This is a genomic window from Colwellia sp. MT41 (assembly GCF_001444365.1).
GTDB classification, from domain to species: Bacteria; Pseudomonadota; Gammaproteobacteria; order Enterobacterales; family Alteromonadaceae; genus Colwellia; species Colwellia marinimaniae.
In genome coordinates this window covers 3377666-3403828 of sequence record NZ_CP013145.1, presented here as the reverse complement: position 1 = coordinate 3403828, position 26163 = coordinate 3377666, and the positions used below count along the sequence as shown (strand labels likewise).

Below are 26163 nucleotides of genomic sequence, written 5' to 3'. Positions count from 1 at the left end.
TATCGATAGCAAACCGCCAAATATTGAGTGTCATTCCCGTGTTATTTTAATCGGGAATCCATAGTTATTATCGTAAACAACTGGATCTTCGATCAGATACTTCGAAGATGACTATTAACTATTAACTATTAACTATTAACTATTAACTATTACTCAGAACTACTAGCTATTTAGATCAACAAAGTGGCCGGTGATTGCTGCCGCAGCGGCCATTTCAGGACTAACTAAATGAGTCCTGCTACCACGCCCTTGACGGCCTTCAAAGTTTCGGTTACTGGTTGAAGCACAACGATCTCCTTCCTCTAACACATCATCATTCATGCCTAAACACATAGAACAACCCGGTAAGCGCCATTCAAAGCCGGCATCAGTGAATATTTTGTCTAAACCTTCACTTTCTGCTTGTTCTTTCACGCGGTAAGAGCCAGGAACTATAATGGCGTCAACGCCCTCTATCACTTGTTGACCTTGATATTGCTGAACAACACCGGCGGCGGCGCGTAAATCTTCAATACGTGAGTTAGTACAAGAGCCGATAAAGACTTTATTTACTTGAATATCAGTCATCTTGGTGCCAGGGGTTAAGTCCATATACTTAAGCGCCTTGATGCAAGACTCTTTTTCAGTTGGATCGCTGAAATCGTCCGGCGAAGGCACAGTGCCGTCAACACTGATCACTTGCCCTGGATTGGTACCCCAAGTCACTTGCGCTTTAATGTCTTTGGCGGCAAGGGTTAATACCGCATCAAATATTGCATCATCATCTGACTTTAACTTTTTCCAATCGGCAACCGCTTGGCTAAATACCTCACCTTTTGGCGCGTATTCTTTACCTTCTACATAATCAAAAGTGGTTTGATCCGGAGCAATTAAACCGGCTTTAGCGCCAAATTCGATGCTCATATTACAAACCGTCATACGCTCTTCCATACTTAGCGCTTCGATAGCTTCACCACAGTATTCAACCACATAACCTGTTGCGCCAGCACTACCGGTTTTTCCGATAATCGCTAAGATAATATCTTTAGCGCTAATGCCTGAGCCTACCTGGCCTTTGACTTCAATTTTCATGGTTTTGGCTTTGTTTTGACGTAAGGTCTGCGTAGCAAAAACATGCTCTACTTCTGAGGTACCAATACCAAAAGCAAGGGCACCAAAAGCTCCATGGGTAGCGGTATGTGAATCACCACAAACGATAATAGTACCTGGTAAGGTCAACCCTAACTCAGGCCCAATAACGTGGGCGATACCCTGATTTTTGTGACCCATATCAAACAGCTCGATACCAAAATCTTTACAGTTTATTGCTAACGCGCGTAATTGGTTGGCTGCGCCTTCACCAGCCGCATCAATTTTAATGGAGCGTGTTGAAATATTATGATCCATAGTGGCAATGGTACGTTCAGGATGACGTACCGGGCGATTATGAAAGCGTAAACTGGCAAAAGCTTGTGGTGAGGTCACCTCATGAATTAAATGACGGTCAACATATAATAAGGGTGTTTGCCCTTTAGCGTCTTCAACTAAATGGTTTTGCCATAATTTTTCATACATGGTTTGTGGATTAGTTGTGGTCATTTTATGCGCTCTCTTTTTTCTGGGAAATAATTTGTTGGCAGATATAATCACCCACTTCACGGGTGGATTTTGCCTTGGCTTTGTCAGCGCTAGATAATAAGTCAGCGGTTAATATGCCATTATCTAGGGCACTCGATACTGCCTCTTCAATCGCTTTTGCTGCTGCCTCTTGATTTAAGCTATAACGCAGCATTAAAGCCGCAGAGAGAATTTGGGCAATTGGGTTTGCTACGCCTAGACCGGCAATATCAGGAGCACTGCCGCCTGCAGGTTCATACATACCAAAACCGTCGCTATTTAAGCTGGCTGAGGGTAACAAACCCATAGAGCCGGTGATCATGGCGCAAATATCCGATAAAATATCACCAAATAGATTAGGGCAGAGCAAGACATCAAATTGCTTAGGATCACGTACCAGTTGCATGGCCGCGTTATCAACGTAAAGGTGCTCTAGCTCTACTTCTGGATAATCTACGGCAACCTCTTCAACCACTTGGCGCCATAATTGACTGGTCGCTAATACGTTGGCTTTATCAACGGACGTTACTTTATTGTTGCGCTTTTGTGCTGCTTGAAAAGCAAGGTGAGCAATGCGTTTTACTTCACGGCGTGAATAAAACATAGAATCAAAACCGGTTTCTTCTTCACCTTCGCCTCGACGACCTTTTGGCTCGGCAAAGTAAATATCGCCGGTTAGTTCACGAATAACTAATATGTCAAAACCTTGCGAAGATATATCAGCGCGTAATGTTGAAAGCGATGATAGTGACGGCTGTAAGGTTGCTGGGCGCATATTACAAAATAAATCGAAATGACCACGTAAACCTAATAAAGCACAACGTTCAGGTTGCTCAGTTGGTGGCAAGTTTGCCCATTTAGGGCCGCCAACACTGCCGAATAATATAGCATCGCTCGCTTCACAACCTGCCATGGTTGAGTCTGGTAGAGCATTACCGTGATTATCTATGGCGGCACCACCAATATCATAATCTTTAGTTTGGATTTCAAAATCAAACTTACTTGCCACAGCCGCTAGTACTTTTTTAGCTTCAATCATGACTTCTGGGCCGATACCATCACCGGCTAAAATTGCTATGTTGGACATGTTTATAACCTTTTAAATTGTAATTTTGTTTTAGCGCGAATAAATTCCCGCCTACATAGGTGTTCACCGGTAGGCGGGATTTTAATCGCGCTTATTTAATGTTTATTTTGCCGATTTTAACTCGGCAATGGTCATCGCTCGGTGGATACTGTTTAGTGCATGAATCAATGCTTGTCCCGAGGCTTGAATAACATCAGTTTCTAAACCGTAGCCATGGAAATTTCTACCTTGCCAAATAATGACTAAATCGGCTTGGCCTAAGCCGTCTTCACCTGAGCCCTTGTTTGATATTTTGTAATCGCTGACTTCAAATTCGATATCAACACTTTGTTTAATGGCTTGATAAAGCGCATCAACTGGTCCATTACCTGTTGCTGAGTGTACTTTGCTGTTACCGCCATCGCCTTCTTCCTTGCTGCCAGAGGTAAGTTTAATGCTGGCAGTAGCAAATTCTCCGTCACCACATTGCACATTAATGGTATCTAAGTGGTAAAAGTCTTGTAAATCTTTTTGCTGCAACTTAAAGACTAAGGCTTCTAAGTCATCGTCAAATACTTGGCCTTTTTTATCCGCTAGCGTGATAAAGTCACGGTAAAGTTCCTCAATATCATAATCAGACTCTTGGTAACCTAAGCTTGCCATGCGGTGTTTAATGACATGACGACCGCTGCGAGAGGTAAGGTTCAATTTAGTTTTAGCAATGCCGACACTTTCTGGTGTCATGATCTCGTAGGTATTACTGGCTTTTAACATGCCATCTTGATGAATACCTGAGGAATGGCTAAAAGCATTACCGCCAACAATAGCTTTATTTAATTGCACCGGCATATTACATACTGTACTGACTAATTTAGATACGCGGGCAATTTCTTGATGATTAATATTGGTGTGTACACCTAGTAAAGCTTGGCGAGTTTTCATGATCATCGCCACTTCTTCTAAAGAGCAGTTACCGGCACGCTCGCCAATACCATTAATGGTACATTCGATTTGTCTAGCACCGGCTTGCACCGCTGCCATTGAGTTAGCAACGGCTAAACCTAGATCGTTATGGCAATGTACAGAAATTATCGCTTGATCAATATTGGGTACCCGATTAAATAAGTCAGTGATAATGCCTTGGAATTCAAAAGGTAGGGTATAACCAACGGTATCGGGAATATTTATTGTGGTCGCACCTGCCTTGATGGCACTTTCTACCATGCGGCATAAATTATCAATAGGTGTACGACCAGCATCTTCACAAGAAAACTCGACATCATCGGTATACTTTCTGGCATGTTTAATCGCATGTACCGCCATGGCTTCAACATCAGCGAACTCTTTGCGCAACTTTTGTTTTACATGGACATCAGAGGTGGAAATAAAGGTATGGATACGAAATTGATCGGCAACTTTTAATGCTTCAGCACAGGCATCAATATCGGCTTCAACGGCGCGCGCTAAACCACAAACGCGAGCATTTTTTATCACACGGGCAATTTGCTGCACCGATTCAAAATCACCAGGGGATGAAACGGGAAAGCCCACTTCCATAATATCGACACCTAAACGTTCGATAGCTAAGGCAATTTGTAATTTCTCATGTACCGATAAGCTAGCATTTAATGCTTGCTCACCATCACGTAAAGTGGTGTCAAAAATAATGACTTGGTCATTGTTAACTTGTGGGCTGCTCATGTTTTTTGTCCTTTAAAATCTGATGTCTACGGTAAAATTTTCACTATTAACTGCGGACATAAAAAAACCCGCGATTGTTAGCGCGGGTTTTAATTAATTTCTACTTAGTTCTTAATATTTAAACTGTTGAAGAAGCAACAAAACCTAGCCGCGCATGATGAGTGCGAGCAAGAGGTTAGTTTTAATGTGCGTAATCAATTTAGTCATTTTAGTTTCGTTATTAGCGTTTGTGTAAAATTCACAAAAATCTAATAAATATTCTTTTTAAGAGGTAAATATTCAATGCACTATTAATAGCGCACTTGGCTTAGCAGTGTCAATGGCTAAAATGTAATATGATAGTTAAATATGAAAGGTTGTCATTACTAATCGCAAGGTGCCGCTGGCGATGAGTACGTACTGAGCTTTTTATTTTGGCTCCACTACATTTTATTTAGCCCTAAAAAGTATTGAACTTAGTAAAAAGCAGTCGGTTTAATCAATAAAGGGTATTAAGTTGCACCTTACGCACTACTAATGCTTCATATACTGCTTGGTTAGTTATATCTTTTACCAAACACATACTTGCTTCAAGCGTTTTTTGCTACATTTTAGGTACTTTCTTGTTTGACCTAATCCCATCATGTCATCAAACACTGAGCCAACATCCAGGTAGGTATTATTTGGATAAGCTTTGTTTAACTGGAATATGAGCATATTACTAAGCACACCAGCACAAAATATAAACACCTGGTTTTCAGTGTTATTTTTTTCAATGTAGGCTGTCATTGCAGTGAGCATGACATCGTAATTTTGGCTCCATGCGTTTGCTCCAACTCTAAAACTATCGTTAACTGCAAAAGGTAGCCCCGCTAAGTCAGCTTTTTCATGGCAAATCATGTTGATTGTCTTGCCTTTTAAAATAGTTACCGTGCTTGCTAAGAATTCAGGGTAATTTGCATTAACGAAGAGGTTGGCCCAGGTAAGTTGGCTGTCACTTTGTTTTGCTTGTGAACGTAAATTATCACAGTGAGAGTCGCCGACGCAGCAGCGACAAGGTAAACCAACAAAGTATGAATCGCTTTTATGCAATAATGATTGCTCTAATATTTCCCGGTAAAACTCATCTTTTTTGTTGTTTGGGTTGTACTTGTGCTCACCGTTACATTTTTCAGATAAATCAATAGCTTTACCGTTGATTACTTCCATTTCTCCATCACCAAAACGTACTAGGGAAAAATTCTCATTATTTTGCAGTTTACGATTAAATATCTGTAATTCTTCGGTGAAGTTTTTCTATTTAGGTAGCGAATAGTCACTATGCTTCTTAACAACCTGCCAACCATCTTTAGTATGACTATCAACAATTTCACTACGGGTGTTTTTATGGTCTTTAGTTTTGTATGTTGCTACGTTTAGACGACCGACAATCTTACCAAAATCAGGACGACAACTCCACAGGGACTGATCGTTTTCAGGGTGTGGCGGAACTATAGTTTTAATGCCACCGTATTTAAGCGCCATATAACTTAAGTGAATATCTTCACCGTTATCCCAGGATACCGGCTCTTCTCGCCACATATATTGCACATGGGCTTTATTCATAAACCAAGCATGACCTACTAAATCAACTTGCACTGGGCTATTGTAATGATTACCGTTCCAGCCGGCTTTATGTTTACTTGAGTAACCACCTTCTATGGGCAATAAAACGCCAGAGCCACCTAATATTGCATCATGACCCGAGGCGATTGTTTGCAGACAGTTTTCAAACCAACGAGGTTGCGGCAAAATATCATCATCAAAAAAAGCAACATATTTAGTACGAACTAAATTTGCTAAGGCGAAACGGCCCCAAAAAAGAAAGTTACTATTTGAAGCGACAACACGATCGGCAAGTTTAGACATATCACGTAATTCATCATCACTGCGGTTTGACCATACCCAGATCTCTGTAGGTGGGACGGTTTGGGCGCGCAGGGCTGCAATTTGTTGTTCTAAATATTCAGAACGTTTGTAGGCGGTAAGTATTACCGTAATGCCTTCATTGCTTGGGGCAGGCATTGGGCTCGCATCATGATTAAACTTTACCGTATCTGGCGCTGGCGATAATTTTTTCTTTATTTTTCCTAAAAATTTTATGCGCCAAAAACCGACAATACGGGTGTTAAACCACCATTTTATTTTTTGGTTTATGGATTTTTTTTGTTTAAAAGACATAGAAGGTACCCAATAAAAGTCTCGACTTAGCTGCTGAACTAGGCCTTTATTTGTTTATGATTTATACATTTGTTATTTGTACAAGGCATCTAAAATTTTCTGACAAGCTTTACCATCCCCGTAGGGATTATGGGCAATGCTCATACTTTTGTATGTTTGTTCGTTATCCATTAACTCAGCTATGTTGTCAGTAATGGTCTTAACATCAGTACCGACTAATTTAACTGTGCCTGCTGCTACAGCCTCAGGACGCTCAGTGGTATTTCTCATCACGAGTACTGGCTTGCCTAAGGAAGGCGCTTCTTCTTGAATACCACCAGAGTCAGTTAAGATAATATAAGCTTGGGTCATTAAGTAAATGAAAGGTAAATATTCTTGTGGTTCGATTAAGAATATATTATCTATACCTCGTAATAAGCGCTTTACTGGCTCTCTAACATTTGGATTTAAATGCATAGGATAAAGTATTTGTGCTTCAGGGTATCGCTTTGCCGTTAAGGCTAAGGCTTGGCAAATATTTTCAAAACCACGGCCAAAACTTTCACGTCGATGTCCTGTTACTAATATAAGTTTTTTAGATTTATCAAGCATGGTGAATTTAGCCGCTAAACTTGCTTTTAATTTACTATCTTGTGTTATTTGCTCTTGAACCATTAATAGGGCATCAATAACAGTATTGCCGGTAACAATGATACTTTCTTCAGCATGGTTTTCTATTAGTAAATTTTCTTTAGATGTTTCAGTTGGGGCAAAGTGGAATTTTGCTAAAGCGCTTGTTAACTTACGATTTCCTTCTTCTGGCCACGGCGAATAGATATTCTGAGTACGTAAACCTGCTTCGACATGCCCTACAGCTATTTGTTCATAGTAAGCGGATAAAGTGGCCGCAAAAGTAGTTGCTGTATCACCATGTACTAGCACAATATCCGGTTTGAATTCGGTTAAAACCGGTTTTAGATTTAATAAAATACCCGCAGTAACATCATTTAAGGTTTGTCCTGCCTTCATTAGGTCTAAATCAAAATCTGGCGTTATTTTGAATAGTTCGAGTACTTGATCTAACATTTCTCTGTGCTGAGCAGTAACACAAACTTTAGACTCAAAGCGTGGGTCATCAGCAAGTGCATGAACAAGTGGTGCCATTTTTATCGCTTCAGGTCGAGTTCCAAATACAGTTAATACTTTCATTATCGTCAACCCTACTCTTGCAAACGTCTAATCTTACTGCGAACTCTCGAAATATTAGAGTCTTTGGCATAACGACCTTTTTGGATGTGACGGATTTGAAAGACGCCATCGATATCTAGTGGGATGCCTTCACTGGAAATTAACCACTTAAAAGCGGTATCTTCATAGGTTTTACGCCAACGGTCATCTTCGGTTTGAAACATTTTTAACTTTTCGCAATAACCAATAGCGCGAGCAACATCACCATGGACAATTTGAAACGCGCCTTTGGCTTTATCGCGAGAATGTAAACTAAAACCATCAGCATCGATATCTACTAGTTGCGGTTCGCTATCTTGGCGCAACATAGGATCGTCTTGTGCTAACATTTCTGTGGTTCGTTCTTGCTGAGGGTAGTACAAGCTTTCTTGCTTTCCTTGTAGTTGCTCAGCTAAGGAATCTAAACAGTTTTCATGAAAAATAATGTCGCAATCAGTAAACCATAGCCAGTCGGCACTAGTGGTTCGTGCTGCCATATTTCGGCCAATGCCGCGTCGAAACAATTTTCCTTTTGATAGCACTTGGAAATTCCAAGTGACATTCTTAACTGTTTGCTTATTGAAGAAATCTAAGACTGCTTGGCTTTTAGTATCCTCGACAGCGTAAAAGACGGTAACCGTTAAAGCGCACTTAGTTGGTGGGTAATTGACAAAAGAGCTCAGCTGGTAAGTGAGCATATTTGAATAGCCCCAGCAATGACTAACAATCTCTAACGTGAAAAAACCATCAACAGCTTTACGATCTTTAGCTGCAGGAATTGCCGTCCTAAACCAAGAAACAGGTAAAATTCTAGTGATAACTAAGCGGAATAAGTGAATGGCATAAGTGTTATACCAGCGAGGTGCATAAGTAGTTGTGGTCTTCATTAGCTTATTGGCTTCTTAGTTATTCATACGTATCGATTGATGGAGTATATCATCATTTTTATTTTTTAAATTAGCCGTTAACTATTATTTACTTAGCCAAGATATATTAAGTTACCATTGCTAGCCAGCTAGCCAGCTAGCCAGCCAGCTAATCAGATAGTCTGTAATAAGTTACTGTCAGGGATTAAAATCGGTATTCCCATTTTATATAGGCATCAAATTCGGTGCCATCTTCATAACTGCTTTCACTGCTAAGACTGTCTTCATTATTAGCAAATTTAGAATTGCTTACTATTACTCCAAGGGTAAAACGTGAATCGAGGGCGATAAATTTATATTGACCATCAAATTGTAATACGTCTTCAGCAACTTGAGATACGGTGTTACCCATGTTTATATCATCAGGATACCAGTCACTATTGTCAGTATTTAGTTGCGCTTTTCTAAATTTCAATTGCCAGCTATTGCCTGCTTTTGTTTGGATTAGAAAAGTAGCAACAAGAGTTTGCGCATCATTATCATAAGTTGAGCCGATAGTGCGATGATAATATCGATAGCCTGATTTATAAGTATTATGTTCATAAAAGCAATTAAGCTCAGGGCTTGGACCTGAACGGTTACAAGCCACCTGCGTATCGGTATATTCTAAGTTGGCCATGATGCGCTGATTAAATAGGGTAAAGCGAGTCTCAATACCGTACATATCGGCTTTATCGGTGATTAAGCCAAAATTAGGTGAGCCATCTTCACCTATGGTTTGTAAATATAGCGCGTAAGGTAAATCAAATACGGTATCCGACCAGCGAATGTCATAGCCAGCTAGATGATTACCTAATTGTGAAAGCATACTTGGATCACAAGTCGGCTTGCCGTTAGCACATTCTTGACCACCAGTGATTGCTTTCAAAAAATCGCCGATTGAACTAGGTTGACCTTCACCGGCCCACTGCAATGACCAAGAGACACCCATTTCTAAACCGCGCAGTGGACGAATGGTCGCGCGCGTGCTCCACATCATGGTATCAGCAACGTAGCGGCTTGCTTCTAATTGCGCCATTTGTGCGGTAAGTGTCCAGGGGCCAATCCAGCTGAGCCAAGGGGTTTTGAACGCGTCAGAGTTATCGCGGGTGATAGCCATTGCGGGCAGTGCTCTTGAATTTGTCGTCATAATCAAATTAGTATCAATGCCAGGGCCCCACCAGCGCTCTATCGCCCCTGCACTGAGTACCCAGTTACCTAACTTATAGGCAAGGTAACTACCGTCAAGATTGGCATCACTGCCTTGATTTAGCTCTGGATTATCATCTAAGCCAAGGCGGTAATTAACTTGTATTTTACCGGCTAGGTTGCCGACAAAAAATTCATTGGAAAGCTCGATATTACCTTGGTCAAAATGATCGTTACCATAACTGGTAAAGCGATTTTGACTGCTGGCTAAGTAAATAGTTTTCTTGGTGATGTTTTGTTTACCTGAAGCATATTTATAGTTATAGCGTACATGAGCAAGGGCTTGAATTTCTTCATCAGTCAGTAAGGCGGTATTAGCCGACAGAATGTCATCTTTAATGGCATTCCACATCAGCGGATAGGTCGTTACCGGTGCGGTAATCAAGCCGATATCAGCAAGTAGTTGAATATCATTTCTTAAAGCGAGATCATCTGGCTCTACCCAAGGTGCGGCAAAGCTCGCATTTAAGAAAAATAAGGAAATAAAGGCTAAGCTAGGCTTTAACAACATGAAAACGTCCTAAAGAGTGCAGTACACTAACAATAATAATGAATAATAAAAAACAATAGAAAACTACCACCAGAATATCAAAAGACAGCGATAGTAAAAATTTTGCCGATTGTAGCAGTGTTGACCAGTGAACTCATCCACTGTTTAAAGCAAGTAACAAAAAAGTCGCAATTGCTATTAGAGTAGGCACACTTTTCAGGTATTATGTTTGTTTTTATTCCACCTATTCACTCTATGTCTGATGTTTTCATGAAGCCTAACTGCGTATTATTTATTCCTGTCTCTTCACCTTCGGGTATAGGTGAATACATGCGCTCAATGATTATTGCTAAGGCACTGCAGTTGCGCTGGCCTAATATTAATATCCATTTTATTTTAAATGAGCAAGTTGCCTATTTTAACGATTGTCCTTATATCGTTCATGCTTGTCAGGGATCTCCTACCAAAGATGTAACAAGAGTTAATACTATTATTACTAATATTAAGCCTGATTTAGTGCTATTTGATGCCTCGGGACGAGCTAAGCAATTTAAACAAGCACAAGCGGTTGGCGCAAAAGTCGCCTTTATCTCCCAGCATGATAAAAAACGCAGTCGTGGTTTGAAATTAAACCGTTTATTCAATACCGATATTCACTGGGTCGCACAACCTGACTTTTGTATAAAACCGATAAGTTATTGGCAACGCACTAAGCTATCTTTGTTTAATAAACCTGCCCCTAAGAACATAGGCCCGGTTTTTGAAGTGAGCAGTGTCGATTATCAAAACCAGTTACTGGCACGATATGGTTTTGTTAAAGAGCAATATTTTATTTTTAATGCCGGCTCTGGCGGGCACCTAGTGGCAGGGGAACTTGCTGCAGATATCTATTATCAAGCAGCGCTGGCTTTTTCTCGGCAAAGTGAAATTAAATGCCTGGTTATTTTCGGTGATAACTATCCTAAAGAGCTGCCAGAAGATGACGATATCATTTGTCTGAAAAGTATTAATAATAAGGACTTTATCTCCTTGATAGTAAACGCGCAAGCTTGTGTTATCAGTGCCGGTGATACCTTGTTGCAATGTATTGCCTTGCATAAAGCCTGTGTCGCGGCACCGATATCGCCGGATCAGCCAGCGCGGTTAAAGTTATGTCAGCATAAACAATTAGTACTTGTGGCTGAAGCAACCCCAGCTAGCTTAGTGCAACAAGCACAGCGACTCATTGAAAAAAAACAGCGTCAAACCCTGCTCGGTAATATGGCACAACTTGCGCCAGTAAAGGCGTTAGATATAATTGTCGATGATATCGCGGCGTTATTTACGCTTGATAATGCAAGTGATGTTCAGCACAGCAGTAATTAGCAAAAGACTCAGCAAGAAGTGTTACAAAATGAATGTTCAGGATGATAATTAAATGAAAAATATTGCCATAGTAATAGATGGACTAACGGGCGGTGGCGCAGAACGGGTGATGATTAGTTTAGCCACCGAAATGGTTAGCCAAGGCCATAGCGTCACCATTTTATCATTAAGTAATCGCTGCGATTATACCATCCCTAATGGCATTAATGTTTGTTATTTGTTTGACCATAAAGCCTCAAAAGTAGACAGATTTTGGCAGATAAAAGCCAGTATAATCAAACTCGAAGCCTGGTTTAGTGGCCGTGAACAGCAACAAGGTAAGCCTTTTGATCTAGTGTTATCTAATTTAGAACGTAGTAATAACTTACTCGTCAACAGCTGTATTTGCTCAGTCTATTATATTATTCATAATAGTGTTGAGGAAGAACTGCAGCGACAAAAAAAATTAGGTCCTTTCGCTTATTGGTACTTACTTAAATCTAAAAAAAATCTTTCTGACCAGCATTTAATTACGGTGTCCAAGGGCATAGAGCAGGAAATATCTCAAGGGCTAGTCATTTACCCTAAAACTATAACGACTATTTATAACCCGTTTGATATTAAAGATATTCAGCAAAAAGCATTAATCGCCGATAGCGCTATACCCAAGGAACCCTACATTATTCATGTTGGCCGCTTAGCTAAACAAAAGCGTCATGACATTTTATTTGCCGCCTTTGCTCTCGTTAGTAAAGACGTTAAATTAGTTTTATTATGTAATAAGCCCGAGAAGGCGCTTAAGCTGGCGGTGAAGTATGGCGTAGCTGAGCGTATTATTTTACCTGGCTTTCAAGCGAATGCTTATAACTGGATAAAACATGCCCAAGCCTTGGTACTTAGCTCGGATTATGAGGGGTTGCCAACGGTGCTATTAGAAGCACTTGCCGTAGATACCAAAGTGGTCAGTACAGCCTGCCAACATGGACCAGATGAAATATTAACCGGGCAGTTAAGTGATTATTTAGTGCCTAGGCGAGATCCTAAAGCACTAGCAGCAGCAATCAATAAGGTATTAAATAGTGAGCTTGATTTAAGCGCTGCTGACATTTTGACTAAGGTTAGTGCAAGTCAAATTGCTCGACAATATTTAAGCCTAGCAGAGTAAATAGCAATTGTTGATTAACAGCGACTACCTTAGCGAATTAATCACTAAGGTAGTCAGCTCTAAGTATTAATAAAAAACTGTTATGACCAATTATCCATAGCGCCACGGCGGCGAGTGAATAGTTTTGGTAAAATCAAACCTAAAATCAAACCTATGCCTAATACCAATGCGCCATTGAAGAACCATTGCTTTTTAATATTAATATCTTGATCTTTAATCTTTGTGCGTGTTTTTGTCAATGTCTGTGTTAACTGCTTAAGCTCTGCGGAAAGTTTTTTCTTATCATTAGTTAATAGGTTTACTTTGTTTTTTAGTTCATTTACTGCACCATCAAGTTGGCTGGTGAAGTCACTGCTAGTAGCTATTTTTTCCTTGAGCTCAGTTACCACAAAGCGAAGTCCTGCTTGTGTAGTTATATATTTACTTTCCACCCAGGTAGCGCGATTCTTATTATCTATAATTTCACTATAACCATTATCTTCAGCACCGGTAATTTCTATTTTGGCACCGGCGATAATAGTGCCTAAAATTCTATAATTTGTGCCAGGGCCTGCATGCATATATATGAATAATTCATCAGAGATATAGCCCAGCTTGTAATTGTTTTCTGCCGCCTGAGCAGATGAAAAAAGTGAGCTAGATAAAGTGATAGCAATAACTGCTATGACGTTAATAACGTTATTCATAGAGAAACCAATGTAGTAATTAAATCAAGTAAGACAAGATATTATGTGTTTGCCGCTTTGATGGCAAGCTAAGAATGATTTCATTATGCGCAAATATCAGCTCAAACCTTAAGCAGCTTTGATTTTTGTATTGGCAAGTTAATAAGTAAGTTTAATCACCAGACGATAAAATAACGATGAACTCCTGGTAGGATAGTTGCTATCTTCTATGGCTTTATAATCATTAAGGCAAACTCGCTATTGGCATATTGATGCACTAACGGTATGCTGGTTAAGTTATAGCTAAATACTTAATTGGATGATAATGGTTACCGAAATAGAATTAAAATACTCCTTGCTCGAAAATAACGAGCTGGCACCAGTAAAGCAGATAAAAGCCACTATATGCCAATTACTCGCTGAGCATAACCTAGTCTTTGTCCAGCAAGATATGCAGTTAAGCAATCACTATTTCGACACCCCGAGTTTGACACTACGCCAACAAAAAATAGCCTTACGTACCCGAGGCACTAAATGTCAGGGTAAAGAACAACGTTTTGAACAAACCATCAAAACATCAGGCTCTGTCATTGCCGGTCTACATCAAAGGCCTGAATACAATGTTGATATTGAGGATGGTAAACCTATTCTTGCCTTATTTCCCGCGACACTTTGGCGGCCAGACTCAGATATTAAGCAATTACAGCAAGAGGTTATGGAACTTTTTTCAACTCACTTTACCCGTTATACTTGGTTGGTTACTTTAGAGCATGCCATCGTGGAAATTGCCCTTGATTGTGGTGAGATTGCTTGTCAGGGTCATGCTAATAAACCACGTATTTATGAAATCGAGTTAGAGTTGGTGAGTGGCGATACTCAGGCACTATTTGTCTTAACTAAGCTGTTATTTAGTCAATTAGCGCTACGACCCGGGCAGTTAACCAAAGCAGCTCGTGGTTATGCCTTATATCATGAGAGTATTTCCGCTGGCCCTAATCTTGAAAATAACGCTGTTATGGATGACACTATTGTTGAGCCAATCGCACTGACGATGATCGATTTTTCACAAGATAGCAGCCTAGATAGTGCCTTTAATCAAGGCATAGAGTATGCTCTCACTCAGTTACAACTCGGTGTGGATAGCTATGTTGATGCGCCATCACTGACTAAATTGGGTAAAATAAGTGAATTACTTGCTCTACTTAGACAAGGGTTTTGGCTTTTTAATGAGCTCTTTACCGAGCAGAAATCAGCAGATGAAAAATTGCCGGGTGAGCATTTATCGCTTGCTCCGCAAGCACTCCGCAGTGAACTAAGTTATTTTATTCGCACCATTCACTGGGTCGATAATGCCCGTTATATTCAAGCCTTAACTAACAAGCAAAGTTCATCTCAAAAGGCCGCGTCGGTAAACCAAGAATTGATAACTAAATTACAATTGGCTCAACAGCGTTACCCAGATGAGGCGCAAGTATTGGCGCTATTGCATAGCGAACGCTTTAATAATTTGCAATTAGACTTATTGTCTTTATTACTTGAAAGTAAGGCGGCTAAGATGGTTAAAACTCAACAGTCAGTGTCATTATTTGAGTTTGCCGCTAAACACTTAAGCAATAGCACTAAGTTGCTAACTGATGAGCTAGCTAAATTACAAAAACCACAACAGCTTTCATCTACCGAGTTATATTTAACCGCGCACAGCTTGTTGATTCGTTCACTATTAACCACAAGTTGGTTTAGTTGCTTATTCGCTGAGCCACAGAGTAATATGGTTAAAAGATTCAGTATGCCTTGGCTTGATATTAAGCAGGGTATTAGCGAATTACAATCTTTGCAGTTATTACAGCAACAATTAGTCCAGTTGCCTAAGCCAGAGATAAAATTACTGGCTTGGTTAACAAACAAGAGTGAAAATTTAATTACTGCACTAGATCAATCTCGCGCTAAAGCCTTAACAATGCAACCATATTGGCCATAGACATGATGGTAAAAAATAAAAAATCACCTTATATTTCCCTAAGCCTTACTATTTTACTGCTATTTACTCAGCCGTTAATGGCAACCGTTTATGATCTGGGCAGTGTCAACAAGCGCCTTATTGGTAAAAACACCATGCACACTGTGGTCAAAGGTGATTATTTCCAGCAACTGGCCGAGCAATATAATGTCGGCTTTTTAGCCTTACTGGCGGCTAATCCGCAGCACGACCCATTTTTACTTAAAATTGGTGCGCAGCTCGTTATTCCTAGTGAAATGTTATTACCCTTTATTACTCGTCAAGGTATCGTGATCAATTTACCGGAATTACGCTTGTATTATTTTTCACCGCAAGAAAATAAAGTACATGTATTTCCCGTGGGCATAGGTAGGCAGGGCTTATCAACACCATTAACGAGTACTGTTATTGGCGAAAAGAGAAAAGATCCTATCTGGCGACCTACACAAGCAATGCAGGAACGTCACTTTGCCGAACATGGTAAATATTTAGCTAAAGAAGTCCCCGCCGGGCCTAATAACCCTTTTGGTAAATATGCCTTACGCTTAGGCACCAGCGAATACCTAATTCATGGTTCCAACCAGCGATTTGGCATAGGTATGCGGGCAAGCTCAGGTTGTATTAGAATGTATGATGATGATATTAAATGGCTTTTTGATAACGTACCATTGAATACTAAAGTGAGGGTGATTAACCAACCAGTAAAAATGTCTTATGAAAATGGTGAAAAGCAATTAATAGAAATACATCAACCGTTAACCGACCTCGACGTAACAAAAAATAATGTCATTTTAACCAAGGCAATGCATCGATTTGTTGGCAGTACACGTGAGTACTGGCAGCAATTACTCCCCATCATCGAAAAACCCCATGGTTTAGTGGTTGAACTAGCTAAATAACGGTAAAATAGTGCCAATAAAAAGCACCTTAACGTTAGTTACAGTAACGTTAAGGTGCTTTTTTATTATTTATTAAGCTAATGTTTGTTATTACTTCTTATATGAAGCAACAACATTATCAATTCGTTCGTTAGCGGCTTTAGCATCACTTGCTGCTTGCTCAGCAGCAGATTTAGCGGCTTTAGCATCGCTTGCCATTGATTGCTGTTGTACCTCTAAGTCGGCAACTTGGGCTGATAAGGCAGCAACTTTACTGGTTAGTGAGCTAATGTTGGCATCAAGTGCCTCAGTGTTTGCACAAGCCGTTAGTGTTAAGGCTAAAGAAATAGCAGTGATTTTTTTTAACATAATGATATCCCAAGTGAAGTTATTATTTTTACTGTTCGTTGCAGTATGGCACAAAAGAAAGCTCTAACAAAGCAGTTACATCTTTAGAGTGAATGTTACTATTAGAGCTTGAACTTACTATTCATTTTCGCCTGAATAGTTGGAATTAATATGACTGACTAAATCATCCATCAGTTTCTTCTTAATTCCCAGCTGGTCTTCAGCGCTTAGTTGATATTTTTCTGCGAGAATTTGATAGTCACTTGGGGATAGACTTACCGTGAGACGTGGGCGCTTAGGTCTTTTATTTATCGGTAAACCCAAGATATCACGAATTTGTTCAGACGGACTTAAACCTGCATCAAGCGCTTCCTTACGGATAGATAGTTGAATTTTTTCTTCCATATCAAAAGCGACTTGCACCGCTTTTATCGCTTTAACTGATGACTGCCATTTATCGGGTATTTTTCTCGCCATGGTACTTTCCGCTTAACGTTTAGATTGATTTTCCGCTTAACTTGCCGGGTACATATCCACTATATCACTGAGCGGTCTAAATAAAGTTAAGCACACTTCGGTATCACCATCTTGCCAGACTTCCACATCAACACCTTTGCTTTGATCTTCATTATAGAGGCTATACAATTCGAATTGCTCACCACTGTCTTTGCCTTCATAGGCTGACAAGTCTTCACTGCGATGATCCTTACGATGAAAATAGCCCACCTTGGCAAAAACACTTTGTTGATATTGTTCACTACTCCACATTGTGGTGAGCTCGTTATCGGCTTTTCTATCTAAAAAAGCTTGGCCTGGTTCATCAAAAATTTCCGCAAAACGCTCTAAATCAAATAGAGTTTCGACATCATCATGATGAATCTTTAACGATAATTTAAGCTCAGTAATATCATCAACTGCCAGTGATAAAAATATCTCTAGATCGTTAGTACCAATCAAAGCCCATTCGGTTTGTACCTTGTCTTCAAACTCATAGCTATTAACGGCTTTCACTTGCAACTCTTGCCCACGTAATGATTCGGGTAAAGCAAAGCTGTCCGTTAAAGCAATAATATCGCCAACAAGTAACTGATTAACTTCTGTTAGTTTTCTTGGCTCATTTTTTGATTTGTTAAATATTTTTTTTAAAAAACTCATCTGCAGACCTAACGTAGAATGGACACCCACCTAAAGCTTTAAGTAGCGATAAATAATAGTGCCCATTGGCTATTGTTTATTATGTAAAAGCGTTAAGCGCACGGTTAACTCATTACCGTCAGCTAACGCTTAACATTATTTTTTCTTAGCTTTCAAACGCTCTAATACTGAATTAGCACTTTTATCTTGTGCACCAATGCCAGCAGCTTTTAATTGTGCTTGTAACGAACTATCCGAGTCTTCAGATTCTAGTAGTTCAGCAGCCTTCATTCTATCATCGAATTTTTGTTGCTTCGCTTTAATGCGCTCTAGAGAATCTTTAGCACTTAATAACTTGGAATTGCTTGATGAAAAGTTATCGGTAATGGCTGCGGTCGCTCTTTGTACACTTTCAGTGGTTTTAACCATAGAAAGTTGGCGTTTATGTTCAGCAACTTGGCGTTCACTTTTCTTAACTAAGTCTTTCAAGCGATCAGCACTACCACTAAAGCTATCGTGGGCTTGTTGTTGATCAGCTAAAGTAGTTTCTAAGTTAGCGATTTTTTCTGCCACCGCTAGGGCTAATGTTTCATCACCTTTTTCAAGCGCTTGTGCTACATAACCTTCATGTTCAGTCACTTCACGGCCTAAGCGGTCAACTTCACGTTTTGCTGACATTTGTTCCGCCATAACACCGGTTAGATCACGTTTTGCTTTGGTGAGGTGATTTTCGGCATCACGTATTTCTTGTTCAAATATACGGGTAGCATTGGCATCGATAATTGCTTCACCGGCTTCTGATGCACCGCCGCGAATTGCGGTCATAATTTTTTTAAATATACTCATTATTAACTCCTAACTAGGGGGGAATGATTAAAGGTGATTTGTTTTATTTTTAACTAAAGCAAGTATTCACTCATATCATCAATAACTTCTACGGCATTATTACTTAATACCGCTAACTCATGTTCAACATCAATAAAATTTGACTTGATAGATAAAGCACCAAAAACTACATATTTATCACCAATTTTTGAAAATGATGTCAAGGGCATAGGGATATTCATTTCTAACATGCTCTCATGCATAGCATTAACAGATTCAGGTTTAACTTCATCAAGGCCCCATAAGTAACAAATGCAAATAATTTGATCTTCGGTTACCGAAACAAAAATAGGTAATTCTTCTCGGCCTAAGATACTAATTTGCAGAACGTCAACTTCGCCAGATATGGGTTGGCAATCAAAGCTCATGCCGGTATCTGAATTATCTGCCAAGCTGTTTAAGTGATCGGCTATAGTATGAATATTCATGTATTTCCTATCCTTCCTTCTTTAGTGAAAAAGCCAGATGACATATTATGTCGTCTGGGTTAAATTTAACATCTTGACATATTATGTCAAGGTATTTTATAAAGTAATTGTTACTGTTTGGTATTATTCGTTAGTCATCATCTGGCTTTAAAGGTTAATTTAAGCCTTGTTGATCTTGCCAAGCCTTTTGATGTAACTGATAAATGGTATGGCTACCCAATATATTAATGCCAATATCTGCTTTGTTTTGGTAGAAATTATTAGGGAAAATAAAAGCCGCTTTTAATATAGCTAAATTTAACCATTGATGGTTAATTGGTAGCTGCTTTAGTTTGTTTAATCGGGTTAATGGGCTAGCACCATTTTTTGCGGCTATGGTCCAACCCCACTCACCAAAGCTGGGCACATTGTCATGATATTGCTGAACATGGACAAACTTAGCCGCAGCCACTGTCTTACCAATAGCAATGAACGAGTCTTTAGCATGATAGGGGCTGGTTGATTGGATAGCGATTAAACCATCGCCAGCCAGCAATAAATTAAGCCGAGCGTAGAAATTAACCGAATAGAGTTTATTTAGGTCTGGGTGGCTTGGGTCGGGTAAATCAACAATGATGGCATCAAAGACCTGTCGGTCTTTTATTAATTTATTGATAGCAATAAAAGCATCAGCGCGATAAATAGTGACACGTTTATCTTGTAAACTTTTTTGGTTTAACTGCAATATTTGCCGAGCTAAACGTGGATTTACATGCTGCTCTGGCTGTTGGAAAATATCAATTAGCTCACTGTCTAAATCGATTAAGGTCACTGATTTTGGTTGGTATTTTAACACATCTCTTAAGGCTAAACCGTCACCGCCACCTATGATGAGAATATTTTCGTTTCGTGCGGATGCCGCCATCACTGGCGCAACGAGATAATCATGATAGATATGTTCATCAATTGAAGAAAACTGTAAGCGGCCATTTAGGTAAAAATTGATAATATTATCTTGCTCAAGCCCCATATGGCGCTCAGTAAAGGTTAACTGTTGGAAGCGAGTTTTATCGGTATGCACCACCTTATCCAGGTAGAGCAAACTATTCATTTGATTGAGCCATTGATTACCATAGTTGAACATTAAAATAATCACCAAAGCCAATAGGCAATGTAAAGCCACAAAGGTTTTACGCCAATGTAATCGCCGCCAATAGCGCAGAATAAAAAAACCACCGGCAATAAGGTTTAGGCTAGCGGTTATTGCTGCGGCCTTACTGATATCAATACTCAGTAAAAAGATCACCCAGATAGCTGCGCCAATACCGGCCCCAACGTAATCTGCGCCATAAATTGTGCCTAAGTTATTGGCCAGATGTTGCTGATGGATCTGCTCACGAATACGGGCAATTAGGGGGATCTCCATACCAATAAAGAAGCCCAGCAGCATGCCGAAGAAATAAGGACTATTAAAGGCAAGCCAACTCAATTGTTTAAAAATGCCACCTTGAGGTTTCATATCGGGTGGCAGAGATAACATGTCGGCAATAAGCTCTGGAAATATTTGCGTAATAGCAATTAAGCCGCCAATGACTAAAATAGCGCAACTACCTAGTAAGGCAATAATGAGTTCAAGCCAGACAAAGCCATTAAAAGCACAGCGGACTTTACGTGCCGCAAATGCACCAAGCCCCATAGAAACGATCATTAAGCCGATCATGGTATAGATAGTGCTTTCCATCACGCCTAACACTCGACCAGCGTAATGAGAAAGTAAATATTCATAAATTAGGCCACAACCAGCTAACACCGCCATGGTTAAAATAAGTAGGGTATCGTCGAGTAGGTGGGACTTTCCTTGAGGTAAAGAGTCTTGAGGTAAAGGGTTTTGAGGTAAAGAGCTTTGTGACATAGTGGTTAGTATTAGTTATTCTTAAGGAAGGAATTAATTAACGTGTGATGTGCGTAGTGTTAATTGTTACCGCCAACTCTGCGTAGTAAAGCTGGCGGTATTTTTTTGTTCGTTATGCCATTAATGCTGTTAAAATTAACGCTATAGCAATACTGGTCGCCATCTCAATGCTGGCAACACCGATATTATGTTGTTGATCAACTTCTTCAACTAAATCAATGCCCCAAAGGACAATATGTTTAGCTATAGCGGTAAGTAGTGCCACCAGTAGGGTCATTACTACGCCAAATACTAACCAACCAAGTAAATTAACTACTAAGGTTTCTGGGCTATAGATAAGAAAATGACTGGCCGCGGTTACCGCTAATGCTGTGCTGATCACTTGGCCACTATAACGAATTGCTAGGGCAACCTGACCATTACTTAAGGCTTCTTGTAAACAATCTTCTTGGTTGTTTTTCGCGTATTGCTTCTCCCTAAGTCGGGTGACCATAACTAACATGGTTTGTGCGACAATAAAGCCGCTGGTAATGGCAATAAAAGTACTTAGGTCTAAGCCATCAACCCAGAGTAAGACCGAGCGAATAATGATGGCGGTAGCGATGGCGCCAGCGGCGTCAATAATGCCGATACTGAGGTTTTTTTCAAGAATTAAGGCATTTTTATCTATATGTTGTAACGCCACTTTATCATGGATAATACGGCCCACTTTTATCAGTATTAAGCCATAGCCGCCGTATGCCAACATGCCGATGGCTTCCATAGCATAGCTACTTGCCGCTTCCCCGGTAATAGCTCCAGTAAGGACAATACCAAGGGCTAATACACTACCCGCAACACTGACACCAAAGGCGAAATTGTCTTCTTTGGCTAATTCTTCGGTACTATTAACCTTCGCGCTAACCCCTAAAAGGAAGCGCATAGCGCCTAATAACAAGATGGCAATGGAAACGTCGATGGCTAAATAAATAAATAAATCTGGGCTAATATTATTAAAGCTAACACCAACGAGCTCGATGAATGTGTTCATAATTTTGCTGTTCCTATTCTTTTTTGATTCATGACTTATTCACTATTTCCCGCGTCTAAAGCCGCGTGAGGTGTTGGTTCTTGAATTTCTAAAACTTGAGTTTTTACTTTTCGACTTGCTGGCATAACTACTTTTCTTAACAGCATTAGTGCGAAAGCGGTTGGCACTGTTTTGTGCGGTTTTACTCTGGCTTGATAAACTAGAAGAGCCAACGCGGTTCTTACTGTAAGGGCTGGTGAATTTTTGTCCGCGACGACTAAAGGATTTCTTCGTGCGAGTATCGAGTGCCGTTTGTTTTTTTAATTGCCCAGGTGAGCTGTAGCGTGTTCTACCATAGTCATTGTAATAACTATAATTACGATTTCTACCCCAATCGTTATAATAAGTGCGGCCGCCAAATATATTGCCGACCATTGAATACATGCCATACCAAGCCCAAAAGGACATACCATTACTGCCGGTTTGCCAGTTGCCATAACTAGGGTTACCAATTAATTGCTCGCCAGTGCCAAAATCTTGGGCATTATTGGCGCGTTGGCTTTGTGCTTTTGATAGCGAATTAATGCGAGGTAACTGGCCATCTGACATATCGGCCAAAACATTGAGCGGATCACTGAGGGCGTCAGAGAAAAGCACAGGATCTGCTGCTTGGTAAATATTAAGCAATTCATTATAAAGCGCTTGCGAAGAATCAAACATTTGTGGTTGCGTCTTGGCTGTATTCACTCTATCTAAAAGTGCCTTATACATAGGGCCGTCGATAGAAGCATCTTTGCGAAACTCGTTAATTAATGGCGCTAAACTGGCTTTATTAATCATGACTTTATTAGCATATTGGTTGATTAAGTTGGCATTACGAATGTGACCATTACTTAAGGCATCACCTAATTGAGATACTCTTTGTTCGGTGATAGGTAGTTGTTGTTCAATTTGCGCTTTCACAGGGTCGCCACAACCAAAAAGGCTAAGGCTGGTAATTATGATCAAGAGCAATAAAAAAGGTGTTTTTAGTAAGTGCATTTCTGCCATCATCTCCTCAAAAATGCTATGTTATCGAAATAGTTAATTAATTTTAGCGACAAGTCATAGGCAAGTGTCAATTAATACCATTAACGACATATTATGTCTATAGGCAACGCTGCTTATATAGGAATTCTTGTGACCTTATCCTTTTCTGCTCTGTTAATGCAACAACAAACAACAAGTTGGCAACACTTTGTTGAACAACACAGTAATGTATGTGACGAGTTAAGCACAGAGCAACTTAGCGTTTTTAAACAAGCGATAACCTTAAGTGACTATATTCTTGCCAGTGCTTTACAAGCCCCTGAGCTTGTTATTGAGTTGTTTAAATCAGCCAGTAAAGAAATATTACCGGACTATAAAAAACTTTTGCTTGAACAATTAGCCGACTGTATTGATGAGGTGCAACTACACCGAATACTGAGACGCTTTCGTTTACAGCAAATGGTCAAGATAGCCATTGATGACTTGGTTTTTAATATTAGTTTAGATACCTCGTTAGCGAGACTGTCATCGCTAGCCGACGAACTTATCTTAGCGAGCTTAGCTTGGCTCAGTGATTTTTGTCAGAAAAAGTGGGGCAAACCTACTAATGAGCAGGGCGAACAGCAGATTTTACTGGTTTATGGTATGGGTAAACTTGGTGGCAAAGAGCTAAATTTCTCCTCTGATATCGACCTTATTTTTACTTACCCTGAATGTGGTGTCACCCAGGGTTGTCGTCGCAGTATCGATAACCAGCAATTTTTCACTCGCTTAGCGCAAAAGCTAATTGCTTCATTACATCAGGTCACTTGTGATGGTTTTGTCTACCGCGTGGACATGCGCTTACGCCCTTTTGGCGATAGTGGCCCGCTGGTATTGACGTTTAACGCCATGGAAGATTACTACCAAGAGCAAGGGCGTGATTGGGAGCGTTACGCCATGTTAAAGGCCCGACTTATTGGTCAGTCTAAATATCATCAACAATTATCAAGCATGCTCAGGCCCTTTGTCTATCGTCGCTATATTGATTTTAGTGTTATAGACAGTTTGCGCCGCATGAAAATGATGATTGCCCAAGAAGTTCGTCGCAAGCAGCTAATCAATAATATTAAATTAGGGGCGGGCGGCATTCGCGAAATTGAATTTATCGTGCAAGTTTTTCAACTAATTCGTGGCGGAAGAGTAAAGGAATTACAGCAACGCAGTTTGCTCACTGTGCTACCGAAACTGGTGCAGTCAGGGGAAATAAATGCTAGCAGTAAACAAGTACTCGAACAGGCTTATCGTTTTTTACGGCGAGTAGAAAATATTATTCAAGCAATAGCCGATAAACAAACACAAACTTTACCGGATAATGAACTAGATCAACAGCGGTTATTAGCCGTACTTCGCCTTGCTAATTGGGCTGATTTCTTAAGAATTTTAGCTAAGCATATGGAGGGTGTTCATCAAGAATTTGAGCAACTGATTGGCTTTGATAGTCCTAATCATCAAGCGCCCGATGAACATTGGGTGACACTTTGGCATAGCCGCTGGAGTGATGAAGAGTCTATTGCTTGGTTGGAACAAGAAGGTCTTGAGTGGCAAAGTGATAAAATTTGGCAAGTATTACACCATTTTCGCGAGGATATCGGTAAGCGCAGTTTAGGTACTCGTGGCCGACAGGTTTTAGATAAGTTAATCCCGTTACTTTTATGTCGACTGCAAAAGAAAAACGAGGCCGAGCAGGTATTAGCGCGAGTATTGCAAGTTTTTAGTAAAATAGTGACACGTACTGCTTATTTGGAATTACTTTTTGAAAATGACGGCGCTCTAAAGCAACTGATTCACTTATGCCAAGCAAGTAGTTGGGTGACAGATTATATTGCTAAATACCCGATATTACTGGATGAGCTTATTGATCCCGAGTTACTGCATAACCCGCCACAGCTTGGTGCTTATGCAGTAGAGTTGCGTGAACGCATGCTACGTATCCCAGAGGAAGACCTTGAAGCGCAAATGGAGTCTTTACGTCAATTTAAGCAATCACAACAATTACGTATTGCTGCGGCTGAAATTGCTGATGTATTACCTGTGGCTCAAATTAGCGAACATTTAACCGCTTTAGCCGAGGCCATTATAGCCGAGGTGATAAACCTTGCTTGGCAACAGATCAGTGAACGTTTTGGTGAACCGACCACCTGCTTAGATGGTGCTAAGGGCAAAGGCTTTGGCGTTATTGCTTATGGCAAAACCGGTGGCGTAGAGCTCGGCTATAGCTCAGACCTGGATTTAGTTTTTGTTCATCATAGTAACCCTGATGAAGTCACCAGTGGCAGGGCAGACGGCAGTAAATCGGTACCAGCAAGCCAATTTTATATGAAATTAGCACAACGCATCATGCATCTTTTTAATACCCGTATGAATAGCGGCATATTATATGAGTTGGATATGCGCTTAAGGCCGTCGGGTAATTCAGGGGTGCTGGTGGTACATCTAACGACCTTTGCCCAATATCAAGATGAAGATGCTTGGACTTGGGAACATCAAGCCCTAGTAAGAGCGCGAATGATTTTTGGTAATGATGATCTTCAGCAACAATTTATCGCTATTCGACAAGATGTTTTATCAAAGCCAAGAGCATTTACTGAGCTAAAAAACGATATTACTAACATGCGGGAAAAAATGCGCAGCCATCTGGATAAATCGACCGATGTACAGTTTGATATTAAGCAGGGCAGGGGCGGCCTGGTCGATATTGAATTTATAGCCCAATTTTTTGTGCTTGCCTACGCTAAACAATACCGTGAGTTGATGCTTGTTAGTGATAATTTAGGCATATTTAAAATATTATTAACATTAGGCTTGTTGGCAAAAACCGAACAACAGCAGCTGAGTAATATGTATCAAAAATTAAGGGCGTTGGGGCATCAAGCAACGATGCAAAATGCCGAGCCATTAGTTCCTCGGGAAAACCTAGTTGGGCAAGGTGCTATGGTAGATATTTGGCAAAAACGCTTAATTGATTAATGAATAACAA

At 40.2% G+C, this 26163-nt stretch carries 22 protein-coding genes; 5 read left to right on the top strand and 17 right to left on the bottom strand.

What is annotated here, in order from left to right:
- Positions 1–162: 162 nt before the first annotated feature.
- The 8 genes from leuC to CMT41_RS14450 all read right to left on the bottom strand — a co-directional run bounded on the left by leuC (position 163) and on the right by CMT41_RS14450 (position 10393).
- Positions 163–1578, bottom strand: a complete 1416-nt coding sequence (gene leuC / locus CMT41_RS14485; RefSeq protein WP_057182073.1) for a 3-isopropylmalate dehydratase large subunit — start codon at positions 1576–1578, stop codon at positions 163–165.
- Position 1579: 1 nt separating this feature from the next.
- Positions 1580–2683, bottom strand: a complete 1104-nt coding sequence (gene leuB / locus CMT41_RS14480) for a 3-isopropylmalate dehydrogenase (protein WP_058027667.1) — start codon at positions 2681–2683, stop codon at positions 1580–1582.
- 102 nt (positions 2684–2785) lie between these two features.
- The gene (gene leuA / locus CMT41_RS14475) at positions 2786–4363 is read right to left on the bottom strand and encodes a 2-isopropylmalate synthase (protein ID WP_058027666.1); all 1578 of its coding nucleotides are present in this window, start codon (positions 4361–4363) and stop codon (positions 2786–2788) included.
- Positions 4364–4912: 549 nt separating this feature from the next.
- Positions 4913–5551 carry a hypothetical protein gene (locus CMT41_RS14470; protein WP_057182069.1) on the bottom strand — a complete coding sequence of 213 codons (639 nt, stop codon included), beginning with the start codon at positions 5549–5551 and terminating at the stop codon, positions 4913–4915.
- Between the two features lie 87 nt (positions 5552–5638).
- Entirely contained in the window at positions 5639–6562 is a 924-nt protein-coding gene (locus CMT41_RS14465) for a glycosyltransferase family A protein (protein WP_057182067.1), read from the bottom strand.
- 72 nt (positions 6563–6634) lie between these two features.
- Positions 6635–7750 carry a non-hydrolyzing UDP-N-acetylglucosamine 2-epimerase gene (wecB, locus tag CMT41_RS14460; RefSeq protein ID WP_057182065.1) on the bottom strand — a complete coding sequence of 372 codons (1116 nt, stop codon included), beginning with the start codon at positions 7748–7750 and terminating at the stop codon, positions 6635–6637.
- An 11-nt stretch (positions 7751–7761) separates the two neighbouring features.
- The gene (locus CMT41_RS14455) at positions 7762–8655 is read right to left on the bottom strand and encodes a glycosyltransferase family 2 protein (protein ID WP_057182063.1); all 894 of its coding nucleotides are present in this window, start codon (positions 8653–8655) and stop codon (positions 7762–7764) included.
- Positions 8656–8839: 184 nt separating this feature from the next.
- On the bottom strand, positions 8840–10393 hold the full coding sequence (locus CMT41_RS14450) for a capsule assembly Wzi family protein (protein ID WP_058027665.1): 1554 nt from the start codon (positions 10391–10393) through the stop codon (positions 8840–8842).
- A gap of 204 nt (positions 10394–10597) precedes the next feature.
- On the opposite strand from CMT41_RS14450, the gene CMT41_RS14445 reads away from it, so the two are divergent.
- Positions 10598–11737: a glycosyltransferase family 1 protein gene (locus CMT41_RS14445; RefSeq protein WP_157466385.1), complete on the top strand. Its 1140-nt coding sequence runs from the start codon at positions 10598–10600 to the stop codon at positions 11735–11737.
- A 52-nt stretch (positions 11738–11789) separates the two neighbouring features.
- The gene (locus CMT41_RS14440; protein ID WP_058027663.1) at positions 11790–12881 is read left to right on the top strand and encodes a glycosyltransferase; all 1092 of its coding nucleotides are present in this window, start codon (positions 11790–11792) and stop codon (positions 12879–12881) included.
- 80 nt (positions 12882–12961) lie between these two features.
- Here CMT41_RS14440 and CMT41_RS14435 read toward each other — a convergent pair whose 3' ends face one another.
- Positions 12962–13567 (bottom strand): TIGR04211 family SH3 domain-containing protein, encoded by a 606-nt coding sequence (locus CMT41_RS14435; protein WP_058027662.1) that lies wholly within the window; start codon positions 13565–13567, stop codon positions 12962–12964.
- 304 nt (positions 13568–13871) lie between these two features.
- Here CMT41_RS14435 and CMT41_RS14430 point away from each other — a divergent pair, with 304 nt between their 5' ends.
- A complete protein-coding gene (locus tag CMT41_RS14430) occupies positions 13872–15524 on the top strand; it encodes a CYTH domain-containing protein (protein ID WP_058028244.1) in 1653 nt (550 codons plus the stop codon).
- A 2-nt stretch (positions 15525–15526) separates the two neighbouring features.
- Positions 15527–16441, top strand: a complete 915-nt coding sequence (locus CMT41_RS14425; RefSeq protein ID WP_057182048.1) for a L,D-transpeptidase family protein — start codon at positions 15527–15529, stop codon at positions 16439–16441.
- Between the two features lie 90 nt (positions 16442–16531).
- On the opposite strand, the gene CMT41_RS14420 is transcribed toward CMT41_RS14425, so the two are convergent.
- The 8 genes from CMT41_RS14420 to CMT41_RS14385 form a co-directional block, all read right to left on the bottom strand.
- Positions 16532–16789 (bottom strand): Lpp/OprI family alanine-zipper lipoprotein, encoded by a 258-nt coding sequence (locus CMT41_RS14420; protein WP_057182046.1) that lies wholly within the window; start codon positions 16787–16789, stop codon positions 16532–16534.
- A gap of 117 nt (positions 16790–16906) precedes the next feature.
- On the bottom strand, positions 16907–17245 hold the full coding sequence (locus tag CMT41_RS14415) for a hypothetical protein (protein WP_057182044.1): 339 nt from the start codon (positions 17243–17245) through the stop codon (positions 16907–16909).
- A gap of 36 nt (positions 17246–17281) precedes the next feature.
- Positions 17282–17923: a hypothetical protein gene (locus tag CMT41_RS14410; RefSeq protein ID WP_058027661.1), complete on the bottom strand. Its 642-nt coding sequence runs from the start codon at positions 17921–17923 to the stop codon at positions 17282–17284.
- Between the two features lie 135 nt (positions 17924–18058).
- Positions 18059–18748, bottom strand: a complete 690-nt coding sequence (locus CMT41_RS14405) for a PspA/IM30 family protein (protein WP_057182038.1) — start codon at positions 18746–18748, stop codon at positions 18059–18061.
- A gap of 53 nt (positions 18749–18801) precedes the next feature.
- Entirely contained in the window at positions 18802–19215 is a 414-nt protein-coding gene (locus CMT41_RS14400) for a YjfI family protein (protein ID WP_057182036.1), read from the bottom strand.
- A gap of 154 nt (positions 19216–19369) precedes the next feature.
- Positions 19370–21106: a polyamine aminopropyltransferase gene (locus CMT41_RS14395; RefSeq protein WP_057182034.1), complete on the bottom strand. Its 1737-nt coding sequence runs from the start codon at positions 21104–21106 to the stop codon at positions 19370–19372.
- A 112-nt stretch (positions 21107–21218) separates the two neighbouring features.
- A complete protein-coding gene (locus CMT41_RS14390; protein WP_057182030.1) occupies positions 21219–22136 on the bottom strand; it encodes a DUF350 domain-containing protein in 918 nt (305 codons plus the stop codon).
- A 42-nt stretch (positions 22137–22178) separates the two neighbouring features.
- On the bottom strand, positions 22179–23156 hold the full coding sequence (locus CMT41_RS14385) for a hypothetical protein (protein ID WP_058028243.1): 978 nt from the start codon (positions 23154–23156) through the stop codon (positions 22179–22181).
- A gap of 138 nt (positions 23157–23294) precedes the next feature.
- Between CMT41_RS14385 and glnE the strand changes: the two genes are divergently transcribed.
- A complete protein-coding gene (glnE, locus tag CMT41_RS14380) occupies positions 23295–26153 on the top strand; it encodes a bifunctional [glutamate--ammonia ligase]-adenylyl-L-tyrosine phosphorylase/[glutamate--ammonia-ligase] adenylyltransferase (protein WP_058027660.1) in 2859 nt (952 codons plus the stop codon).
- The last annotated feature ends 10 nt before the right edge of the window (positions 26154–26163 follow it).

Excerpts from the sequence above, each read along its gene's own strand:
- CMT41_RS14430 (WP_058028244.1), top strand. The coding sequence starts at position 13,872 with ATGGTTACCGAAATAGAATTAAAATACTCCTTGCTCGAAAATAACGAG.
- CMT41_RS14420 (WP_057182046.1), bottom strand. The coding sequence starts at position 16,789 with ATGTTAAAAAAAATCACTGCTATTTCTTTAGCCTTAACACTAACGGCT.
- CMT41_RS14410 (WP_058027661.1), bottom strand. The coding sequence starts at position 17,923 with ATGAGTTTTTTAAAAAAAATATTTAACAAATCAAAAAATGAGCCAAGA.
- CMT41_RS14450 (WP_058027665.1), bottom strand. The coding sequence starts at position 10,393 with ATGTTGTTAAAGCCTAGCTTAGCCTTTATTTCCTTATTTTTCTTAAAT.
- wecB (WP_057182065.1), bottom strand. The coding sequence starts at position 7,750 with ATGAAAGTATTAACTGTATTTGGAACTCGACCTGAAGCGATAAAAATG.
- CMT41_RS14440 (WP_058027663.1), top strand. The coding sequence starts at position 11,790 with ATGAAAAATATTGCCATAGTAATAGATGGACTAACGGGCGGTGGCGCA.
- CMT41_RS14470 (WP_057182069.1), bottom strand. The coding sequence starts at position 5,551 with ATGGAAGTAATCAACGGTAAAGCTATTGATTTATCTGAAAAATGTAAC.
- CMT41_RS14445 (WP_157466385.1), top strand. The coding sequence starts at position 10,598 with ATGTTTGTTTTTATTCCACCTATTCACTCTATGTCTGATGTTTTCATG.
- CMT41_RS14455 (WP_057182063.1), bottom strand. The coding sequence starts at position 8,655 with ATGAAGACCACAACTACTTATGCACCTCGCTGGTATAACACTTATGCC.
- CMT41_RS14405 (WP_057182038.1), bottom strand. The coding sequence starts at position 18,748 with ATGAGTATATTTAAAAAAATTATGACCGCAATTCGCGGCGGTGCATCA.
- CMT41_RS14465 (WP_057182067.1), bottom strand. The coding sequence starts at position 6,562 with ATGTCTTTTAAACAAAAAAAATCCATAAACCAAAAAATAAAATGGTGG.
- leuC (WP_057182073.1), bottom strand. The coding sequence starts at position 1,578 with ATGACCACAACTAATCCACAAACCATGTATGAAAAATTATGGCAAAAC.
- leuA (WP_058027666.1), bottom strand. The coding sequence starts at position 4,363 with ATGAGCAGCCCACAAGTTAACAATGACCAAGTCATTATTTTTGACACC.
- CMT41_RS14385 (WP_058028243.1), bottom strand. The coding sequence starts at position 23,156 with ATGCACTTACTAAAAACACCTTTTTTATTGCTCTTGATCATAATTACC.
- CMT41_RS14390 (WP_057182030.1), bottom strand. The coding sequence starts at position 22,136 with ATGAACACATTCATCGAGCTCGTTGGTGTTAGCTTTAATAATATTAGC.
- leuB (WP_058027667.1), bottom strand. The coding sequence starts at position 2,683 with ATGTCCAACATAGCAATTTTAGCCGGTGATGGTATCGGCCCAGAAGTC.
- CMT41_RS14425 (WP_057182048.1), top strand. The coding sequence starts at position 15,527 with ATGATGGTAAAAAATAAAAAATCACCTTATATTTCCCTAAGCCTTACT.
- CMT41_RS14400 (WP_057182036.1), bottom strand. The coding sequence starts at position 19,215 with ATGAATATTCATACTATAGCCGATCACTTAAACAGCTTGGCAGATAAT.
- CMT41_RS14395 (WP_057182034.1), bottom strand. The coding sequence starts at position 21,106 with ATGTCACAAAGCTCTTTACCTCAAAACCCTTTACCTCAAGACTCTTTA.
- CMT41_RS14415 (WP_057182044.1), bottom strand. The coding sequence starts at position 17,245 with ATGGCGAGAAAAATACCCGATAAATGGCAGTCATCAGTTAAAGCGATA.
- CMT41_RS14435 (WP_058027662.1), bottom strand. The coding sequence starts at position 13,567 with ATGAATAACGTTATTAACGTCATAGCAGTTATTGCTATCACTTTATCT.